General features: G+C 61.0%; 22 protein-coding genes. 7 read left to right on the top strand and 15 right to left on the bottom strand.

Annotated elements, in window-relative coordinates:
* Positions 1 to 269 precede the first annotated feature (269 nt).
* Together HX817_RS07045 and HX817_RS07050 are read left to right on the top strand one after the other, a co-directional pair.
* Positions 270 to 953: a response regulator transcription factor gene (locus tag HX817_RS07045; RefSeq protein WP_003219726.1), complete on the top strand. Its 684-nt coding sequence runs from the start codon at positions 270 to 272 to the stop codon at positions 951 to 953.
* Positions 931 to 2,328 carry a cell wall metabolism sensor histidine kinase WalK gene (locus HX817_RS07050; RefSeq protein WP_008435962.1) on the top strand — a complete coding sequence of 466 codons (1,398 nt, stop codon included), beginning with the start codon at positions 931 to 933 and terminating at the stop codon, positions 2,326 to 2,328. The genes HX817_RS07045 and HX817_RS07050 overlap by 23 nt, the downstream gene beginning before the upstream one ends.
* A gap of 126 nt (positions 2,329 to 2,454) precedes the next feature.
* On the opposite strand, the gene HX817_RS07055 is transcribed toward HX817_RS07050, so the two are convergent.
* The 3 genes from HX817_RS07055 to HX817_RS07065 are packed head-to-tail and all read right to left on the bottom strand — an operon-like array spanning position 2,455 to position 4,719.
* Positions 2,455 to 2,871, bottom strand: coding sequence for an SRPBCC family protein (locus tag HX817_RS07055; protein ID WP_102369400.1), 417 nt, complete (start codon positions 2,869 to 2,871; stop codon positions 2,455 to 2,457).
* Between the two features lie 29 nt (positions 2,872 to 2,900).
* Positions 2,901 to 3,698 carry an SDR family NAD(P)-dependent oxidoreductase gene (locus HX817_RS07060; RefSeq protein WP_003219722.1) on the bottom strand — a complete coding sequence of 266 codons (798 nt, stop codon included), beginning with the start codon at positions 3,696 to 3,698 and terminating at the stop codon, positions 2,901 to 2,903.
* A gap of 16 nt (positions 3,699 to 3,714) precedes the next feature.
* On the bottom strand, positions 3,715 to 4,719 hold the full coding sequence (locus HX817_RS07065; RefSeq protein WP_003219721.1) for an aldo/keto reductase: 1,005 nt from the start codon (positions 4,717 to 4,719) through the stop codon (positions 3,715 to 3,717).
* 118 nt (positions 4,720 to 4,837) lie between these two features.
* Between HX817_RS07065 and HX817_RS07070 the strand changes: the two genes are divergently transcribed.
* Complete coding sequence (locus tag HX817_RS07070) at positions 4,838 to 5,803, top strand: LysR substrate-binding domain-containing protein (RefSeq protein ID WP_177040029.1); 966 nt, start codon at positions 4,838 to 4,840, stop codon at positions 5,801 to 5,803.
* A gap of 154 nt (positions 5,804 to 5,957) precedes the next feature.
* On the opposite strand, the gene HX817_RS07075 is transcribed toward HX817_RS07070, so the two are convergent.
* From HX817_RS07075 to HX817_RS07090, 4 genes are read right to left on the bottom strand one after another with little or no spacing between them, the layout of a single operon-like run.
* A complete protein-coding gene (locus HX817_RS07075; protein ID WP_008435977.1) occupies positions 5,958 to 6,434 on the bottom strand; it encodes a periplasmic heavy metal sensor in 477 nt (158 codons plus the stop codon).
* On the bottom strand, positions 6,431 to 6,862 hold the full coding sequence (locus tag HX817_RS07080) for a hypothetical protein (RefSeq protein WP_003219715.1): 432 nt from the start codon (positions 6,860 to 6,862) through the stop codon (positions 6,431 to 6,433). Before HX817_RS07080 ends, HX817_RS07075 begins: the two co-directional genes overlap by 4 nt.
* Positions 6,859 to 7,440 (bottom strand): RNA polymerase sigma factor, encoded by a 582-nt coding sequence (locus tag HX817_RS07085; protein ID WP_177040030.1) that lies wholly within the window; start codon positions 7,438 to 7,440, stop codon positions 6,859 to 6,861. The genes HX817_RS07080 and HX817_RS07085 overlap by 4 nt, the downstream gene beginning before the upstream one ends.
* Before the next feature lie 47 nt (positions 7,441 to 7,487).
* On the bottom strand, positions 7,488 to 7,808 hold the full coding sequence (locus tag HX817_RS07090) for a YXWGXW repeat-containing protein (protein ID WP_003219711.1): 321 nt from the start codon (positions 7,806 to 7,808) through the stop codon (positions 7,488 to 7,490).
* A 270-nt stretch (positions 7,809 to 8,078) separates the two neighbouring features.
* On the opposite strand from HX817_RS07090, the gene HX817_RS07095 reads away from it, so the two are divergent.
* Entirely contained in the window at positions 8,079 to 8,222 is a 144-nt protein-coding gene (locus HX817_RS07095; protein WP_166742173.1) for a hypothetical protein, read from the top strand.
* 4 nt (positions 8,223 to 8,226) lie between these two features.
* Here HX817_RS07095 and HX817_RS07100 read toward each other — a convergent pair whose 3' ends face one another.
* On the bottom strand, positions 8,227 to 8,475 hold the full coding sequence (locus HX817_RS07100; RefSeq protein ID WP_008435982.1) for a DUF1652 domain-containing protein: 249 nt from the start codon (positions 8,473 to 8,475) through the stop codon (positions 8,227 to 8,229).
* 243 nt (positions 8,476 to 8,718) lie between these two features.
* Here HX817_RS07100 and HX817_RS07105 point away from each other — a divergent pair, with 243 nt between their 5' ends.
* Positions 8,719 to 9,663: a sensor domain-containing diguanylate cyclase gene (locus tag HX817_RS07105; RefSeq protein WP_177040031.1), complete on the top strand. Its 945-nt coding sequence runs from the start codon at positions 8,719 to 8,721 to the stop codon at positions 9,661 to 9,663.
* Positions 9,664 to 9,950: 287 nt separating this feature from the next.
* On the opposite strand, the gene HX817_RS07110 is transcribed toward HX817_RS07105, so the two are convergent.
* The 3 genes from HX817_RS07110 to HX817_RS07120 form a co-directional block, all read right to left on the bottom strand.
* Positions 9,951 to 10,211 carry a hypothetical protein gene (locus HX817_RS07110; protein WP_177040032.1) on the bottom strand — a complete coding sequence of 87 codons (261 nt, stop codon included), beginning with the start codon at positions 10,209 to 10,211 and terminating at the stop codon, positions 9,951 to 9,953.
* A gap of 129 nt (positions 10,212 to 10,340) precedes the next feature.
* Positions 10,341 to 11,240, bottom strand: a complete 900-nt coding sequence (locus tag HX817_RS07115; protein ID WP_177040033.1) for an AraC family transcriptional regulator — start codon at positions 11,238 to 11,240, stop codon at positions 10,341 to 10,343.
* Positions 11,241 to 11,276: 36 nt separating this feature from the next.
* Positions 11,277 to 11,972: a fumarylacetoacetate hydrolase family protein gene (locus HX817_RS07120; RefSeq protein ID WP_102369405.1), complete on the bottom strand. Its 696-nt coding sequence runs from the start codon at positions 11,970 to 11,972 to the stop codon at positions 11,277 to 11,279.
* A 172-nt stretch (positions 11,973 to 12,144) separates the two neighbouring features.
* Between HX817_RS07120 and HX817_RS07125 the strand changes: the two genes are divergently transcribed.
* On the top strand, positions 12,145 to 12,696 hold the full coding sequence (locus HX817_RS07125) for a DUF4262 domain-containing protein (protein WP_177040034.1): 552 nt from the start codon (positions 12,145 to 12,147) through the stop codon (positions 12,694 to 12,696).
* A 3-nt stretch (positions 12,697 to 12,699) separates the two neighbouring features.
* Here the strand turns inward: HX817_RS07125 and HX817_RS07130 are convergent, their stop codons facing one another.
* Positions 12,700 to 13,029, bottom strand: a complete 330-nt coding sequence (locus HX817_RS07130; protein ID WP_174717799.1) for a hypothetical protein — start codon at positions 13,027 to 13,029, stop codon at positions 12,700 to 12,702.
* A 213-nt stretch (positions 13,030 to 13,242) separates the two neighbouring features.
* Here HX817_RS07130 and HX817_RS07135 point away from each other — a divergent pair, with 213 nt between their 5' ends.
* Complete coding sequence (locus tag HX817_RS07135) at positions 13,243 to 13,788, top strand: hypothetical protein (protein WP_177040035.1); 546 nt, start codon at positions 13,243 to 13,245, stop codon at positions 13,786 to 13,788.
* A gap of 62 nt (positions 13,789 to 13,850) precedes the next feature.
* On the opposite strand, the gene HX817_RS07140 is transcribed toward HX817_RS07135, so the two are convergent.
* The 3 genes from HX817_RS07140 to HX817_RS07150 all read right to left on the bottom strand — a co-directional run bounded on the left by HX817_RS07140 (position 13,851) and on the right by HX817_RS07150 (position 15,441).
* Positions 13,851 to 14,489 (bottom strand): hypothetical protein, encoded by a 639-nt coding sequence (locus tag HX817_RS07140; RefSeq protein WP_102369407.1) that lies wholly within the window; start codon positions 14,487 to 14,489, stop codon positions 13,851 to 13,853.
* 117 nt (positions 14,490 to 14,606) lie between these two features.
* Positions 14,607 to 14,927: a multidrug efflux SMR transporter gene (locus HX817_RS07145; RefSeq protein ID WP_087693029.1), complete on the bottom strand. Its 321-nt coding sequence runs from the start codon at positions 14,925 to 14,927 to the stop codon at positions 14,607 to 14,609.
* A gap of 67 nt (positions 14,928 to 14,994) precedes the next feature.
* On the bottom strand, positions 14,995 to 15,441 hold the full coding sequence (locus tag HX817_RS07150) for a carboxymuconolactone decarboxylase family protein (protein WP_029615984.1): 447 nt from the start codon (positions 15,439 to 15,441) through the stop codon (positions 14,995 to 14,997).
* Positions 15,442 to 15,464 lie beyond the last annotated feature (23 nt).

The raw sequence follows: 15,464 nt of genomic DNA on the forward strand, positions 1-15,464 counted from the left end.
CAACAACTTAATTAAGTTGAACTAATTTGAACCATGCAACTTGCAAGAAATGGCCCGGAGCGGCGGGCGTATTGCATTCCTCGTAGGAAATAACCCGTACGCCCCCCATGGCATGCAAAAAATCCTACACACACAGCGTTCGTTCAGATTCAGCGGGTTATGGTGAATTGTGTCGTTTGTGCCTACATAAATTTTTATTTAGGAAGCGGGCTATCATTTCTTGGCAAAATGCCCGCACTTCAGTGTGAATCGCTCACCAGGTAATCCTTATGACCCGCATTTTGACCATCGAGGACGACGCCGTAACGGCCCGCGAGATCGTTGCCGAGCTGAGTAGCCATGGACTGGACGTAGACTGGGTAGACAATGGCCGCGAAGGCCTGGTCCGTGCCGTCAGCGGTGATTACGACCTGATCACCCTCGACCGCATGCTCCCGGAACTGGATGGCCTGGCCATCGTCACCACCCTGCGCACCATCGGCGTATCCACGCCGATCCTGATGATCAGCGCCCTCTCCGATGTGGATGAACGGGTACGTGGCCTGCGGGCCGGTGGTGATGACTACCTGACCAAACCGTTCGCCTCCGACGAAATGGCCGCCCGCGTCGAAGTGCTGCTGCGGCGCAAAAGCACGGTCAAGGAGTTTGAAACTGCGTTGCGCGTGGCGGATCTGGAACTGAATCTGATCAGCCGTGAAGCCAGCCGTGCAGAACAGCCCCTGAGCCTGTTGCCGACCGAATACAAACTGCTGGAATTCCTGATGCGCAACACCGGGCAAATTCTCTCGCGGATGATGATCTTCGAGGAAGTCTGGGGTTATCACTTCGACCCGGGCACCAACCTGATCGACGTGCACATCGGTCGCCTGCGCAAAAAAATCGACCCGCCGGGCCTCACGCCGCTGATCCGCACGGTACGAGGTTCCGGGTATGTCATTGCTGAACCCCTCTAAAGGCTGGCGCTCTTCCAGCAGCCGGCTGCTGGCGCTCTACAGTTCGTTGTTCGTGGCCTGGAGCTGCATCCTCATGGGCGTGCTGTACTACGAGGTGTCCGGTTACCTGGGCGACCTCTCGCGCCACTCCCTGATGCAGCGCCAGCACCTATTCCAGCGGTTTGACGGCGAAGAGCTGGTGGAAGCCCTGACCACCAGCATGACCTTCGACATGAAGGGCGTTGACGCCTACGGCCTGTTCGACAATCAGTTCAACCCCATCAGCGGCCCGATCCGCGTGATACCGCCCGACCTGCCAATGGACGGGCACATCCACGCCCTGGCCAACTGCATCGACTCCGACGACCCGAAACTGCCGCGCGACAGCTGCGACGCCGTGGCCACCCACACCGAAGACGGCCGCTGGCTGATCCTGGTGCGGGCCAACGGCTCGCTGTTCGGCGTGACGCGGATCATCCTGCACGCCTTGCTGTGGGGGATCACCCTGACGATCATTCCCGGCGCGGCCGGCTGGCACCTGCTCAGGCGGCGCCCGTTGCGGCGGATTCGCGGGATCCAGGCGAGTGCCGAAGCCATCGTGGCCGGCGACCTGACCCACCGTTTGCCATTGTCCGACCGACGCGACGAACTGGACATGCTGGCGGCCATCGTCAACGCGATGCTCGACCGTATCGAGAAGCTGATGAACGAGGTCAAGGGCGTGTGCGACAACATCGCCCACGACTTGCGCACCCCGCTCACACGCCTGCGGGCGCAGCTGTACCGAATCCAGCAACAGGCTGATGAAGACGCGCCCCACGCCCTGCAACTGGACGCGGCCATCGCCGAGACCGACACCTTGATGGCGCGTTTTCGCGGCCTGCTGCGGATTTCCGAACTGGAAGACCACCAGCGCCGCTCGGGCTTCCTGGTGCTTGATCCCCTGCCCTTGCTGCAGGAACTCCACGACTTCTACCTGCCCCTGGCAGAAGAAGGCGAGATGGAACTGCTGCTGCAAGTGCCGGACTCATTGCCCTGGATCACCGGTGACCGCGCGCTGCTGTTCGAAGCCCTGGCCAACCTGCTGAGCAACTCGATCAAATTCACCCCGCCGGGCGGCGAAGTGATTTTGCGCGGCGTGAACGATGCCGGCAGCACCCGCATTGAAGTCCTGGACTCCGGCCCCGGGATTCCCGCAGCTGAACGTGCGGCAGTGTTCCAGCGGTTTTACCGGGTGGACGAAGGCAATCAGCAACAAGGCGGGTTTGGCTTGGGGCTGTCGATTGTGGCCGCGATCATCAACCTGCACGGGTTCAAACTGGAAGTCGGCAGCAGCGAACGAGGCGGTGCGAAGCTGATCCTCGAATGCCGCCAACAACTGATGCCCGAAGCCTGAAGCCTGAAGAACACCACAAAACCAATGTGGGAGCGGGCTTGCTCGCGAATGCGGAGTGTCAGTCAACCCATCTGGCACTGATCCACCGCATTCGCGAGCAAGCCCGCTCCCACATTTGATCTTCATTCAGCCCGGAAAATTACCCCGCAACGCATCCAGCCCACCGCTGTAGACACCGCTGAACAACTCCTCCACCGCCGCATCCGTCACACCGGCCACCGGAGTAAACACGCCCGACCAGGTCACCTTCGCGGAGCTGTCACCCAGCGCCTCAACCTTCAACGTCGCCAGATACTCACTCACCGGAAACGGCGACTCGCTGATGGAGTAGCTGTAAGTACGCGCCGCATCATCAAAGCGTTGCAACCGTTCCACCACCACCCCGCCATCCGCCGTTTGCAGGTGGCGCACGCGCCCGCCTTCACTCGGCTCGCTCTTGACGATAAAGGGCAGCCAGTCCGGCAGCGAATTGAAGCCGCCGACCAATTGCCAAACCTGTTCGGCCGAAACCGGGATTTCAATAACAGCAGATGCTTTTGCCACGATTAACACTCCAAACCATTCAAGAAAAATCAGATCGCCATGCTGTCGACAACACCGCCGTCGACCCGCAACGCGGCACCGGTGGTGGCAGAGGACAACGGTGAAGCAATGTACGCCACCAGATTCGCCACTTCATCCACATTCGCTGCGCGCTGGATGATCGACGTCGGCCGCGCATTGCGCACAAACACATCCGCCTCGTCCCGCGCACTGCGCCCGGACTTGGCCACGGCGTCCTTGAGCATGTGCTCCAGGCCATCGGTAAAGGTCGGCCCCGGCAGGATCGCATTGACCGTCACCCCGGTGCCCGCCAGGCGTTTGGCCAAGCCATGGGACACCGCCAGGTTGGCGCTTTTGGTCACGCCGTAATTGATCATGTCAGCCGGCGTTGCCACCCCGGATTCCGACGACACAAAGATCACCCGGCCCCAGCCCTGCTCGACCATGCCCGGCGTGTAATGCCGCGACAAACGCACACCGGAGATCACGTTGACCTCGTAGAAACGCGTCCACTCGCTGTCGGGAGCGTCAAAGAAATCGACGTCGTTGAAGATCCCGAGGTTGTTCACCAGGATGTCGGCGCGCGGCTCGGCGGCGAACAGCTTTTCAGCGCCCTCGGCCGTACCGAGGTCCGCCACCAGCCCACGCAGATCCGCGCCGGGCACGGCCTGGCGAATGGTCGCCAGCGCCTCGTCGACCTTGCCCGATTCACGCCCGATCACCACCACCGTAGCGCCGGATTGCGCCAGCGCCTGGCTGATGCCCAGGCCTATGCCGGCGGTGCTGCCACTGACGATTGCGACTTTGCCACTGATATCAATTTTCATGTTCGCGTTCCTGTGGTTAGAGCGGCAGCGGTGCACGGGCCGAAATCAATCGGGCCTCGCGCAGGGCCTGCCAAAAGGCTGCGGGAATCTTCTCTGACAACGCCGCGACGTCTTCAGCAATGCGCCCCGGACGACTGGCACCCGGAATCACTGCCGCCACTGCCGGGTGGGCCAGGGAGAATTGCAGTGCAGCGGCTTTCACACTCACGCCATGGGCCGCGGCAATCGCCTTGATCTGCTCGACCTTGCTGATGATCGCCGGGCTGGCTTTCTGGTACTCAAAATGTGCGCCGCCCGCCAGGATCCCGGAGCTGTAAGGGCCACCGACCACGATCTCGACGTTCTGCGCCTGGGCTGCATCCATCAAGCGCTGCAAGGCGCGTTCATGGTCGAGCAAGGTGTAGCGTCCGGCAAGCAGGAAACCGTCGGGCTGGGCTTCGGCCAGGTCCAGGGTCAACTCGCAAGGCTCGACCCGATTGACGCCCAGGCCCCAGGCCTTGATCACGCCTTCTTCACGCAGGCGGGTCAGTACTTTGAAAGCACCGGTGCGCGCCTGATTGAAGTAGTCCAGCCATTGATCGCCGTAGAAATCCTGGGCGATGTCGTGAATCCACACGATGTCGAGGCGGTCGGTTTGCAGGCGGTTGAGGCTGTCTTCGATGGAGCGCAGGGTGGCATCGGCGCTGTAGTCGTTGACCATCTTGTTCGGCCGGCCATGTTCAAACACGCCGCTTTTCTCGCCGAGGTCGCGGGCGCTTTCTTCCACTTCATCCAGGATCACCCGGCCGACCTTGGTGCTGAGCACATAGTCGTCACGGTTGTACTTGGACAGGGCCTGGCCCAGGCGGATTTCCGAGAGGCCCGAGCCGTAGAACGGTGCGGTGTCGAAGTAACGCACGCCCTGGTTCCAGGCTGCTTCAACGGTGGCTTGCGCCTCCTCTTCAGGAATCGCACGGAACATGTTGCCCAAGGGGGCGGTGCCAAAACCCAGCACGCCGGGCAGTTTGTCTTTCAAGCTCATGGGGTAAATCCTCAAGATTGTTCAAGGTCGCTGTGTTGACCGTTGAGCAGATCGTAGATTGCAGAGATCGGACCGTCCAAGACATACTGCGACCAACTTGAGTCCCTTAAGGTCTGACATGATCGATTTCCGCCAATTGCGCTACTTCGTTGTAGTCGCTGAAGAAGAACACGTGGGGCGTGCTGCCGAACGGTTGCACATCTCCCAATCGCCCCTGAGCCGGCAGATTGCCCAATTGGAAGAACGCTTGGGCCTGACCCTGTTCGAGCGCAGCCAACAGCGCATCCGCCTGACCCGCGACGGCCAGACGTTCCTCGCCGAAACCAAGGCGCTGCTGACCCACGCCAACCGCCTGGAGTCATTGGGCCGGCGATTGGGTAAAGGCGAAGAAGGCGGACTGTGCATCGGCTACATCGAAAACGCCATGCACGCGGGGGTGCTGCCCAACGGCCTGAAGGTACTGCGTGACGCGCGGCCCAACGTGCATATCGCCCTGTACAACCTGCCCTCCGCCGAACAGTTGGAAGGCCTGCGCCAACGCAGCCTGGATATCGCTCTGGTGGGTGAACCACCGGCGGCGGATGACCCGGACCTGATGGCATTGCAAGTGCTGGACGATCCGATGCTGCTGGCGCTGCCCGAGCAGCATCCGCTGGCCAGCGTCAGCGAGTTGCTGCCTGAGCATCTGGCCGAGCAGCAATGGATTGGCGTGCAGCGCAAAGCGGGTGCAAACCCGGCGGATGACTTTGTTGCGGCGTGCATTCGGGCAGGGTTTACCCCGCAGATTCCGATGGAAGCTAGCGAGCCGTTTACCGCGTTGGGGTTGGTGGCGTCGGGGCTAGGTATCGCGATGGTGCAAAAGGGCTTGAGCCGCAATGCACCGCCGGGCGTTGTGCTGCGAGAACTGCCGTGGCTGACCTACACCACGCCGCTGTGGGCGGCGTGGCATCGGATCAACTTGCGGCCGTTGGTGGAGACGTTCAGGAAAGTCCTGACAGAGCCCCTATCACCTGTGGGAGCCGGGTTTGCCCGCGATGCAGGCACCTCGGTCTGTCAGTCAGACCCAGGCGATGCCATCCGGTGATTAATGCTCGTTCCCACGCTCTGCGTGGGAACGCATACCGTGACGCTCCGCGTCACCACTGCGCAAGACTTGAACCTTGCATCGCCAATTGGACGCAGAGCGTCCGGGGCGGCATTCCCACGCAGAGCGTGGGAACGATCATCCGTCGCTCGTCTCAGTTACTTCTGGCGACCTTGCCCTTCGCCTGCCCCTTCATATACAACGCCTCCACCAACCGCTGGCGCTCATCCCGGGGCAAGGTGCTGGCGAACTGCGCCAGGGTGTTGTCCACCAGCGCTCTGAGCGCCATGTCCGCCTCCCGGGCCTTGCCCAAATCCGTCACCAACGCCTCACGGTCGAGAGTCGGCGCCTCCAGTTGCTTGATCACGTCCAGCCGCGCCTCGCGCCCGGCAAGTACCAGCGGCTGGCTGTCGGCGCGGTTCTGGCGCAACAACTGGCGCAGTTCCTTGCGCCGTTCCGGCGGCAGCTTGACCATCGCCTGGCGCAGGCCATGCTGGTTCACCACCGCCTCGGCGGGCTTGGTGTTCGCCAACCAGTGGTACAAGCCTCCGCCGACCCCGCCGATCAAAAACACGTTGAACAACACCGACACAACCAGCAGCGGCTTCAGGTACTTGGGTGACGGGGTCATTGCTCGCTTTCCTCGGCGTTGACGGTGAAGACGACTTCGGCGTCGCCCTGGTCGAAGACACTCGGCAGTACTTCAGGGCCAAGCATGGGCAACGGCACGCTCAACGATGCCACCAGGATTCCGGCGGCGACCCCGGCGATGCCCACGCCAACAAAACCGGCCGGCGACAGCCAGCCGGCGTAGCGCGCCCAGAAGGACTGGCGCTGGGGAAACGATTGGCGAATCTGCCGCGCCAGCGCCGGGTCGACGGGTGCCAGTTGATAGCCGTCCAGCTGGCCGTCGAGCCATCGCGCCTGATGCAGCACCTCAAGGAGGCTGGCATCGCCTGCATCCAGCAGGGCCTGGGCCTCGGCCTGTTCGGCGCGCGGCCAACGGTGCAAGTGGCCGCCGTAAGCCTCGGCCAATTGGGCAAATCGTTCAGGCGTCATGGTTTTCCCCTTCCTGGGCGGGCGGGCCCGGGTGTGTCGTCAAGGTAACTGCGCAGGTTGCGCCGGGCCCGTGACAGCAAGCTCTCCAGTGCCTCGACGCTGATGTTCATCAGCGCCGCGGCGTCGATATTCGACAGCTCTTGGTAATACTGCAACACAATCGCCTCACGCTGGCGATCAGGCAGCGACGCTAACGCCGCCGCCATGTGCTCACTGCGGGCGGCCGCTTCCAGCTGTTCATCGGGCGCAGGCGCTGTGTCGACCACCTCGCTCATCGCCTCCTCATCGTGCAGCGGGCGCTCCTTGCGCCGACGCAAATGGTCTTGGCACAGGTTGAGTGCCACGCGGTGCAGCCAGGTGTCGAAACGCGCTTCGCCACTGCGCCAGCTTGCAGCCTGGCGCCAGATACGCAGGAAGCTTTCCTGGGCCACGTCCCTGGCCTCGTCGGCATCCCCGAGGATCCGACTGGCGAGCGCGAGCAAACGCGGCAGTTTGCGCGTCACCATTTCGTTGATGGCCGCCGGTTCGTTGTTACCGATGCGGGCCAACAGCTCAACGTCCGGATCAGTGTCTTTCAATAGGGCAAGTCTCGGTCCGGTGGCTAAGGGTCAGGTTGACGGAATGCTCAGCGGATCCAGTGCCCTTCTCTCCAGTACCAGTTGGGGCCGCGCGATTCCCAGTGGCCAGGTTCCCAACGGGCGTTGCGCATCACCGGCTGCCAGTGGCCCGGTACCCAGGCATAACCGCGCCCTTCGTAGCGCCAGTGCCCGCGATCCCACACATAGCCAGGGCGTTCGACGGGAACGGCCTCGACGCGCATCGGCGGTGGCGCTTCGCGGATGATCACTTCGGTCTGGGCAAAGGTCGGCGTGCTGACCAGGGCGGCCAGTGCCAGCGGGATCAACAGGGCATAACGTAATTTGGCCAGCGGTCGTGCAAGTCTCATGACAACTCCTTCATCGGCGATCGCCAGTGATCGCAGTTGTAGGGTTGAACGGCAGGTGTCCGAAAATCCGTCGCAACAAAAAGAACTTTTTATCGCGACCGCTCAGGACGGCAGGCAGGGCCAGTATTGCCCAGGGTTTGCGGGGAGTTGATGAAATTGTTGAAAGGTCGCGACGGATTTATCCATATGGCCGCGTTCAAGGGTTAACCGTTGGTAATCGACAGGCGCGTTCTGTTGGTTGGCGACGCCCATCACCTTGAGGAAATCACCATGTCTCGTCGAATTTCACTGCTGGTTGCCGCCGTCCTGCTCATGAACCTTGGCGGCTGCGTGTTCCTGCCGGGGCACCGCGAGCATTGCTGCTGGCGCGGTTACGGGGTAGTGACTACCCCGACGGCACAAGCGATCTCCTGATCCGCTAACTGACCGCTGCAAAACCCCTGCGCCCGGCCTTGATCTCGGTGCGCAGTTCGCCAATCAGGTTTGAGATGGAACGGATGCTGTCCAGACCCTGGGGCGACACACGGGGCAGCAGCAGGTCGACGCGCCCGGAGGCCGGGTCGAAGATGTTGATGCGCAGCGAACCGTCGCTGTTCAATGAGCAGTCACAGGCGAGGGGCAGGAAGCCCGACTCCATGATGTGGCGAAACTCGGCGATCGAAATCATGCGGGCACCCTTCCCTGTACGGGGCTCGGAGGACGTGATCCGTCTAGGGTAGATGAGCTTTTTCAAACTGCCCGGGAATTAATTCAAAAGTGATACTTGGTGCGCATTTCGGCTAAAACCGCTGGCCGGCTGACGCCAGAAAAACCACACAGCCCCCCTCTTATCCGATGCCACGCGAAGGGCTTGCTTCCTGGCGATGATGGCCAGATGCTCTGGTTTTTTCCGACACCGAGAGCACCCCGCATGAGTATCGAACCTTTGATCGAACCCGACAGTGCTGTGTACAAGACGTTGCTGGAATCGACCAAGGCCATCCCCTGGCGCATCGACTGGCCGACCATGACCTTCAGCTACATCGGCCCGCAAATCGAGGCGCTGCTGGGCTGGACGCCACAGAGCTGGGCCACCGTGGACGACTGGGTGGAACGCATGCACCCGGATGACCGCGAATACGTGGTCAACTTCTGCGTCTCGCAGTCCCGCGCCGGGGTCGATCATGAAGCCGATTACCGGGCGCTGACCGCCAGCGGCGAGTACGTGTGGATTCGCGACGTGGTGCACGTGGAGCGCAAGGACGGCGAGGTGCAGGCGCTGATCGGCTTCATGTTCGACATCAGCGAGCGCAAGAAGACCGAAGAACACCTGATTCGCCTGCAAAAACAGCTGGAGGAGTATTCGTTCCAGGACGGCCTCACCGGCATCGCCAACCGGCGCATGTTCGACAATGTGCTGGCGCGGGAATGGACCAGCGCCCAGCGCAGCCAATTGCCGCTGTCGTTGATCCTGTTGGATATCGACTATTTCAAGCAGTACAACGACCTCTACGGGCATATCAAGGGCGACGAATGCCTGCGCCAGGTGGCACGCACGCTGTCGCAGGCGGCCAACCGGCCACGGGACTTCATTGCGCGCATCGGCGGCGAGGAATTTGTGTGGTTGTTGCCGGAAACCGATGCCGAGTCGGCACGGCGCGTGGCCGAACGCTGCCTGCACTTGATCCGCCAGCAGCAGATCGCGCATGAGCACTCGGCGGTGTCGGACCTGCTGACACTGAGCCTGGGCGTAGGCACTTGCACGGTAACGCCGGGCGGCGCGGCGCTGGCCTTTGTCGAAGCCGTCGACAAATTGCTGTACCAGGCCAAGCGCAATGGGCGGATGCGCGCAGAGTTTGCCGACGTAGAGGATTGATACAACGCTCAAATCGCGGGCAAAAAAAATCCCAAGTAGCTGATGGAAACTTGGGATTTAAAAATGCATAAACCGTGGGAGGTGAACGCCCGGCTATATTACCCAGCGGGAAAACTTGTAACAAGATAATTTTCAACCTTTCGTCGGATTAAAACAGCGCTAAGTCATTCAATAACCACACTTTTTTAATGGATCCGATTATTGGAAATGCCACTTTTTGGTGCAATAACAGCGCATCGTTAAACAAACTTCGCTGTTTAATTCCGCGATAAAAATAAGGTTATTGATTAAAAGTGCGTGGGCTTCTTCAAATAGTGCTGATACAGGTGTTTGCACGGATCCACCAACACAAGTTCGTCCTGGGGCGTGGCGCGCGAAACACTGGCTGCCTGACGGCATAACGCCAGGCGCTCCGCCGCCTCTTCCCGCTGCCGGTCTACCTGGGCATTGAGCCGAACGAAATAGGTCCCCAACAACACCGCGACACATAGAACCCCGACGCAAAAATAGCGCAAGGCGTTGGATTGAGGGGGTTCCAGCTCACTCATACACTCATTGCACCTTGTGTTTCTGATAGCGAACATCGTCGCCCAGCTTCTCACCGAGACGCCCAATTGTATGTAAATTGAAACACATCGGTTGTGGTGGATTTGTAAAACAGTCAGCCGGATTGCGCGTTAATCCTGCTCACGGCGCCTGAACTGCCCCGGCGCCAGCCCGTGGGCCTTGCGGAAACACCGGGAAAAATACGCCTCGTCGGTAAACCCGCAACGGTGCGCAATCGCGCCGATCATCTGCGGGCTGTTGAGCAGCAGCGTGCGCGCCAGTTGCATGCGCCGGTCGAGCACCAACTGGGAGAAGGGTTTGCCGGTTTCCTTGCGCAACAGGTGGGTCAGGTAGTTGGGCGACAGGAACGCCGCCGTCGCGGCATCCGTCAGGTTCAGCGACGGCTCGTGCAAATGCTCGCGGATGTAGCCTTGCACCCGGGCCAGGGCATCCTTGCGCCCACGCCGGGTGGCGTTGTTGGCGGCGAACGCCTGGAGCGGTTCGGCGTACTGTTGGCACACCAGCCCGATCAACTGGAACAGGTAACCCTTGAGCCGCTCCCGGGCGCCGAAGCTGCGGTGGGCGTCCAGGCTACGCATGTGTTCCAGCCAGGCTTTGACTTCTTCGAAGGCCGCGTCGTCGAGGATGAAGTCCAGCTGCTCCTGGAACCGGAACGGCGACAGCTCCGGCGCCTGGCCGATGGGGATGTCTTCCAGGTCCAGCGGGTCGCAGGTCAGTTGCGGCAGGAAAAAACCCTGGCTGAAATTGATCAGCATGAAGTCGCCGTCGTCGGGATGGGGAATCACGTGCAGGCGATGGGGCAGGATAAAGGCCATTGCCTTTTTCGGGAACGGGCGCACCGCGCCGCCGATGTGCTGCACGGTGTCGCCACCCAGGTTGATCTGGATCTGGAAATATTCGTGGCGATGGGGACTGGTCAGCGCCGCCCTGCCCCGCTTGTCGCGGATGTAGAAGTCGGAGCGGTCGCTGCGTTGTTCCATGCCATAGGTGGTGATGCGGGTGCCGGGCATACGCGTTTCTCGGGGGGCCTGGGCACCACTGTAGCGTCAACCCTGGCCGAGGGTGAAGCTCAGCTCGGCCAGGCCGTCGATGCCGGCGGTCACCACATCGCCCGGTTGCAAGGCGCCGACGCCCGCCGGGGTGCCGGTAAAGATCAAGTCGCCGGCTTTCAGCGCCACGGATTTGGACGCGTGGCTGATCACCTCACTGACCGACCAGATCTGGTCTGCCAGATCGCCCACTTGACGTTGCTCGCCATTCACCTTGAGCCAGATTCGCCCAGTGCCCGGGTGGCCGACGGCACTCACCGGCCGCAGCGGAGTGCAAGGTGCCGACTCATCAAAGGCCTTGGCCCATTCCCACGGCCGCGACAGCTTTTTCGCCTGGGCCTGGAGGTCGCGGCGGGTCAGGTCGATGCCCAAGCCGTAACCCCAGATATGCGCAAACGCATCTTCCGGGGCGATGTCCACGCCGCCCTTGCCGATGGCCACCACCAACTCGACTTCATGGTGCAGATCGGCGGTCAGCGGCGGATAGGCGATCACGCCCTCGGCGGGCACCACGGCATCCGCCGGCTTCATGAAAAAGAACGGCGGCTCGCGGTCAGGGTCGTGGCCCATTTCGCGGGCATGTTCGCTGTAGTTGCGCCCGACACAGAACACCCGACGCAGCGGGAAGCGCGCGTCGTCGCCGTGGATGGCGAGGGACGGGGTTTCGTTGGGAGTGATGACGTAGCGGGTCATGGCATGTGCCTCTTCGGTTACCTGGGGCCAGTATGCGGACGGGCTCCGGGGCGAAGTTGGACAGGCTTACGCAGATTTTGTACTGGGCGGTGCATCGGTCACTTTGCCGAGCGAACCCAACACTGCTAGCCTCATCGCGCTTTCAACCCCTGATCCCGCAGAAAGGACTCTGATGAACATCATTCGCGCCGTCGCCCTCTTCGCCGCCTCATTGTTCTCGATGAACACTTCAGCCAAGGCCCCGCTTCCGGGATTCCAGTTGCCCAAGGCAGATTCGGAATATGACGAGAAGGTGTTGGCGGATATCAAGAAGATCGGCTGGCACCATGTGCATGTGCGGGCTGAAGACGGTGAGCCTTCGCTCGCCTACTCCCTGGGGTTCTACGCCAACTTCGGCCAACCGGAAATCATCGTATTCGGGCTGCCCCCGCAGATTGCCCAGCAGTTGCTGAACATCGCCGCGATCCGCTTTGCCGGTGCAAAAGCCGCCTATGAAACCTACAAGCCCTATGACGATATTGCCGAAGGCATGCGCATCGCCTTCATTCCTGTAGACCGCAGGCACTACCGCGAGTACCTCGGTTATGCCGGCTGGTTCTACGCCTCGATCAAAGCTGATTTCCCTGCGTTGCAAATGGTCTGGCCGGACAAACAAGGGCGCTTTCCGTGGGAGCCCAACTACGACCAGTCGTTCTCAAGGCTCCAATTGCTGCTGGATAAATAAGGGTTATTTACGCGCCAGCTTGTAGCGCAAACAGTCCTGATAAAAACTCTGGCGAATCACCTCGGGCTTGACCCGCGAACGGCTGTCGTAGGTCTGCTCGGTGATGCCCATGGCCATCATGTGCATCCAGGGTTTCTTGAACTGGTAGGTCTTCAGCTTCTGCCGCGCGGCGTACAGCGAGACGCCCGACAGCTTCAATTCCTGGGCCCGGGCGGCGGTGCCTGCACCCCAGCTGCACATGTACTTGTCGTTGTCCCGCAGCTCCCGTGCCTCAACCGAAACCGCCCCACCCGCCACGGCACAGGCGATCAGCATGATTCCCACATTGCGCATTTGCATCCCGCCTAACCACCTGAAAATAAAAGTGATTTTGGCGAGAATTTTGTTACAAAGGGGCCAGCAAATTGCCTTATCGGTGAATTTTCCGGCCTGAAACCGAACCGAGTAACAGCGTTGCCATTCAGGCATTTTGCCACTATTGGTTGCCGATGGCCCATTGCCTGACGATAATCGCGGCGCTCTCCCACACTCACGCAAGGAAACGCCGTGAAAAAGCTTCTACTGTTGACCCCATTGCTCGCACTGCTGTTGCAAGGCTGCGGCGTCACCATGACGCAATACGAGCCGAACTTCGATAACGTCCAGGTCCTCAAGCAGGCAGCGCCGCTGCAACCCGTCAGCAATGCCCAGGTGACGGCCGCATCGGGCGAAGGCTCGTTGTCTGTACGTGCCAACCCGATCCGCTCGCCCAGTGGCAGCATCCCGGCGCATATCCAGGCTGCGATCACCCAGGAACTGCAACTGGCAGGCCTGCTGAACCCGCAAGCAGGACGTCATCTGCAAGTGCTGGTGGTGAAGAATTCGCTGTCGGCAGGCATGGGCTCCGGCAACGGCACGCTGGCCGCGCGGTTTACCCTGCTCAAGGGCAATGACGTGGTGTACGACGCGACCAAGGAAGTGAATCACACCTGGCCCAGTTCGTTCTTCGGGTTCATTGCGATCCCGAATGCCGCCAACGCCTACAACCCGATGGTGCGGGATTTGCTCAAGTCGCTGTACAGCGACCCGTTGTTCATCAAGGCGCTTAAGTAAGGCCTGGGCTGCGAGGATCGGCCACCCTGCCCTCGCAGCTGTTTCAAACGTTCAGTTACGTGTCACGCTCGTGGCACGTCGGCATCCAGTGCCGAATACTTCAGGTTATTGCCGTCGACCATTTGCTTGAGCAGGGCATTGACCTGGCGGGTGAAGGTATCGGTCACCGCGTCTTTCGGCGTGTTGGCCATCAACGGGATGAACCAGATGCCCATCCAGGTATTGATCGAGTCGTGGTTGGAGCCGGTGCTCAGTGCCTGGCCTTGTGCGTCCACCGATTCCAGCTTCATGGTGTACTGATCAGTCCCCAGCGCCGGAATGATGGTGAAGGTAAAGCCGCTGATAAAGGCCAATACCAGTTGGCCGCCACCCGGTGGATGGTTGTAGACCTTCAGGCGCAGGCTGTAATCGCCTGGCTGCTTCTGGAATTCATCCAGGGTCACGCGACCAAACAGGCCGGAGTCAGTCAGGACTTTCTGCAGCTGTGGCTTGAGCATGTCACGCGCTTGTGGGACTTCGGCCGCGGCGGCATTTGTCGGCTCGCCCTGGTAGAACTTGAAGTCTACGTAGACGTTCGGTTTGTTGGCGTAGCTGGCCTTCGACGGCAGCGTGACGGGTGCTACTTCGTCTTTCGTGAAGCTGGCGCAGCCGCCCATCGACAACGTGATCAGGGCCAACCCCAGCATTTTTCCAATGTGCATTACGACTTCCTTAGTGAATGGAGCGTCTCCATGGCCGGAGTTGCTGGGGGCGGATGATAAAGAGTGGGTGGGAATGTTAAAAGGCCATCTCCGAGAAATACCCGCTCGCAGGCAGCACTAGTTGGCGGAGACCAGTTTCAGGCCGATCACGCCGGCCAGGATCAGCACGATGCACAGCACTCGTAACGGTGCGGTGGAATCGCCCAGCAAAGCCATGCCGAGGATCGCGGTGCCCGCTGCGCCGATTCCAGTCCACACTGCGTAGGCGCTGCCCACCGGCAGGGTGCGCAGTGCCATCGACAGCAGGATCACGCTGGAAACGCCGGTCACTACGGTGAGCAATCCGGGGGTGAATCGGGTGAAACCGTCCGAGGCCTTCATCGCGAACGCGAAGGCGATTTCAAGGATGCCGGCCAAGCCGAGCAGTAGCCATGCCATGGGATGAGCCCTCAGGAAATACAGTGGGTGTGTGGCGAGCAGCCCCGCCACACCGAATCAGCGTTGGCTATGCCTTGGCAGCTGCCGCTGGCGTGGTACGGAAGGTGATGCCCAGTCGGTTGAAGGCATTCATCAAGGCGATGCCGTAGGTCAGGTCAGCCAGTTCCTTGTCGCTGAACTCGGCGGCCGCTGCCGCATAGTCGGCGTCCGAAACATCACTGGCGGTCACGGCTTCGGCAAAGGCCAGCGCCACGCGCTCACGCTGGGTGAAGACTGCGCCAGCGTCGTGCCACACTGGCACCAGCACCAGCTTGTCCACGGCCAGGCCTTGCTTGAGCAGGTCCCGCGAGTGCATGTCGATGCAAAAGGCGCAGCCGTTGACTTGCGAAACCCGCAGGTAGACCAGGTCGATCAGCTCCTTGGACAGGCCGCTGTTTTGCAGGTAGACGTAAACCCCGCCGAACGCCTTGTAACCTTCAGGGGAAGCTTTGGAGTAGTCGAGACGCGTTGTCATGGTGAAATCCTGTAGCGGTTGGA

Origin of the sequence: Pseudomonas sp. C6002 (genome assembly GCF_013385805.1) — a bacterium.
Lineage (GTDB): Bacteria > Pseudomonadota > Gammaproteobacteria > Pseudomonadales > Pseudomonadaceae > Aquipseudomonas.

Bases quoted from the DNA above. Each gene is read 5' to 3' on its own strand.
- HX817_RS07045 (WP_003219726.1), top strand. From the start codon at position 270: ATGACCCGCATTTTGACCATCGAGGACGACGCCGTAACGGCCCGCGAG.
- HX817_RS07050 (WP_008435962.1), top strand. From the start codon at position 931: ATGTCATTGCTGAACCCCTCTAAAGGCTGGCGCTCTTCCAGCAGCCGG.
- HX817_RS07060 (WP_003219722.1), bottom strand. From the start codon at position 3,698: ATGAAAATTGATATCAGTGGCAAAGTCGCAATCGTCAGTGGCAGCACC.
- HX817_RS07065 (WP_003219721.1), bottom strand. From the start codon at position 4,719: ATGAGCTTGAAAGACAAACTGCCCGGCGTGCTGGGTTTTGGCACCGCC.
- HX817_RS07070 (WP_177040029.1), top strand. From the start codon at position 4,838: ATGATCGATTTCCGCCAATTGCGCTACTTCGTTGTAGTCGCTGAAGAA.
- HX817_RS07075 (WP_008435977.1), bottom strand. From the start codon at position 6,434: ATGACCCCGTCACCCAAGTACCTGAAGCCGCTGCTGGTTGTGTCGGTG.
- HX817_RS07080 (WP_003219715.1), bottom strand. From the start codon at position 6,862: ATGACGCCTGAACGATTTGCCCAATTGGCCGAGGCTTACGGCGGCCAC.
- HX817_RS07090 (WP_003219711.1), bottom strand. From the start codon at position 7,808: ATGAGACTTGCACGACCGCTGGCCAAATTACGTTATGCCCTGTTGATC.
- HX817_RS07095 (WP_166742173.1), top strand. From the start codon at position 8,079: ATGTCTCGTCGAATTTCACTGCTGGTTGCCGCCGTCCTGCTCATGAAC.
- HX817_RS07100 (WP_008435982.1), bottom strand. From the start codon at position 8,475: ATGATTTCGATCGCCGAGTTTCGCCACATCATGGAGTCGGGCTTCCTG.
- HX817_RS07105 (WP_177040031.1), top strand. From the start codon at position 8,719: ATGAGTATCGAACCTTTGATCGAACCCGACAGTGCTGTGTACAAGACG.
- HX817_RS07110 (WP_177040032.1), bottom strand. From the start codon at position 10,211: ATGAGTGAGCTGGAACCCCCTCAATCCAACGCCTTGCGCTATTTTTGC.
- HX817_RS07115 (WP_177040033.1), bottom strand. From the start codon at position 11,240: ATGCCCGGCACCCGCATCACCACCTATGGCATGGAACAACGCAGCGAC.
- HX817_RS07120 (WP_102369405.1), bottom strand. From the start codon at position 11,972: ATGACCCGCTACGTCATCACTCCCAACGAAACCCCGTCCCTCGCCATC.
- HX817_RS07125 (WP_177040034.1), top strand. From the start codon at position 12,145: ATGAACATCATTCGCGCCGTCGCCCTCTTCGCCGCCTCATTGTTCTCG.
- HX817_RS07130 (WP_174717799.1), bottom strand. From the start codon at position 13,029: ATGCGCAATGTGGGAATCATGCTGATCGCCTGTGCCGTGGCGGGTGGG.
- HX817_RS07140 (WP_102369407.1), bottom strand. From the start codon at position 14,489: ATGCACATTGGAAAAATGCTGGGGTTGGCCCTGATCACGTTGTCGATG.
- HX817_RS07145 (WP_087693029.1), bottom strand. From the start codon at position 14,927: ATGGCATGGCTACTGCTCGGCTTGGCCGGCATCCTTGAAATCGCCTTC.
- HX817_RS07150 (WP_029615984.1), bottom strand. From the start codon at position 15,441: ATGACAACGCGTCTCGACTACTCCAAAGCTTCCCCTGAAGGTTACAAG.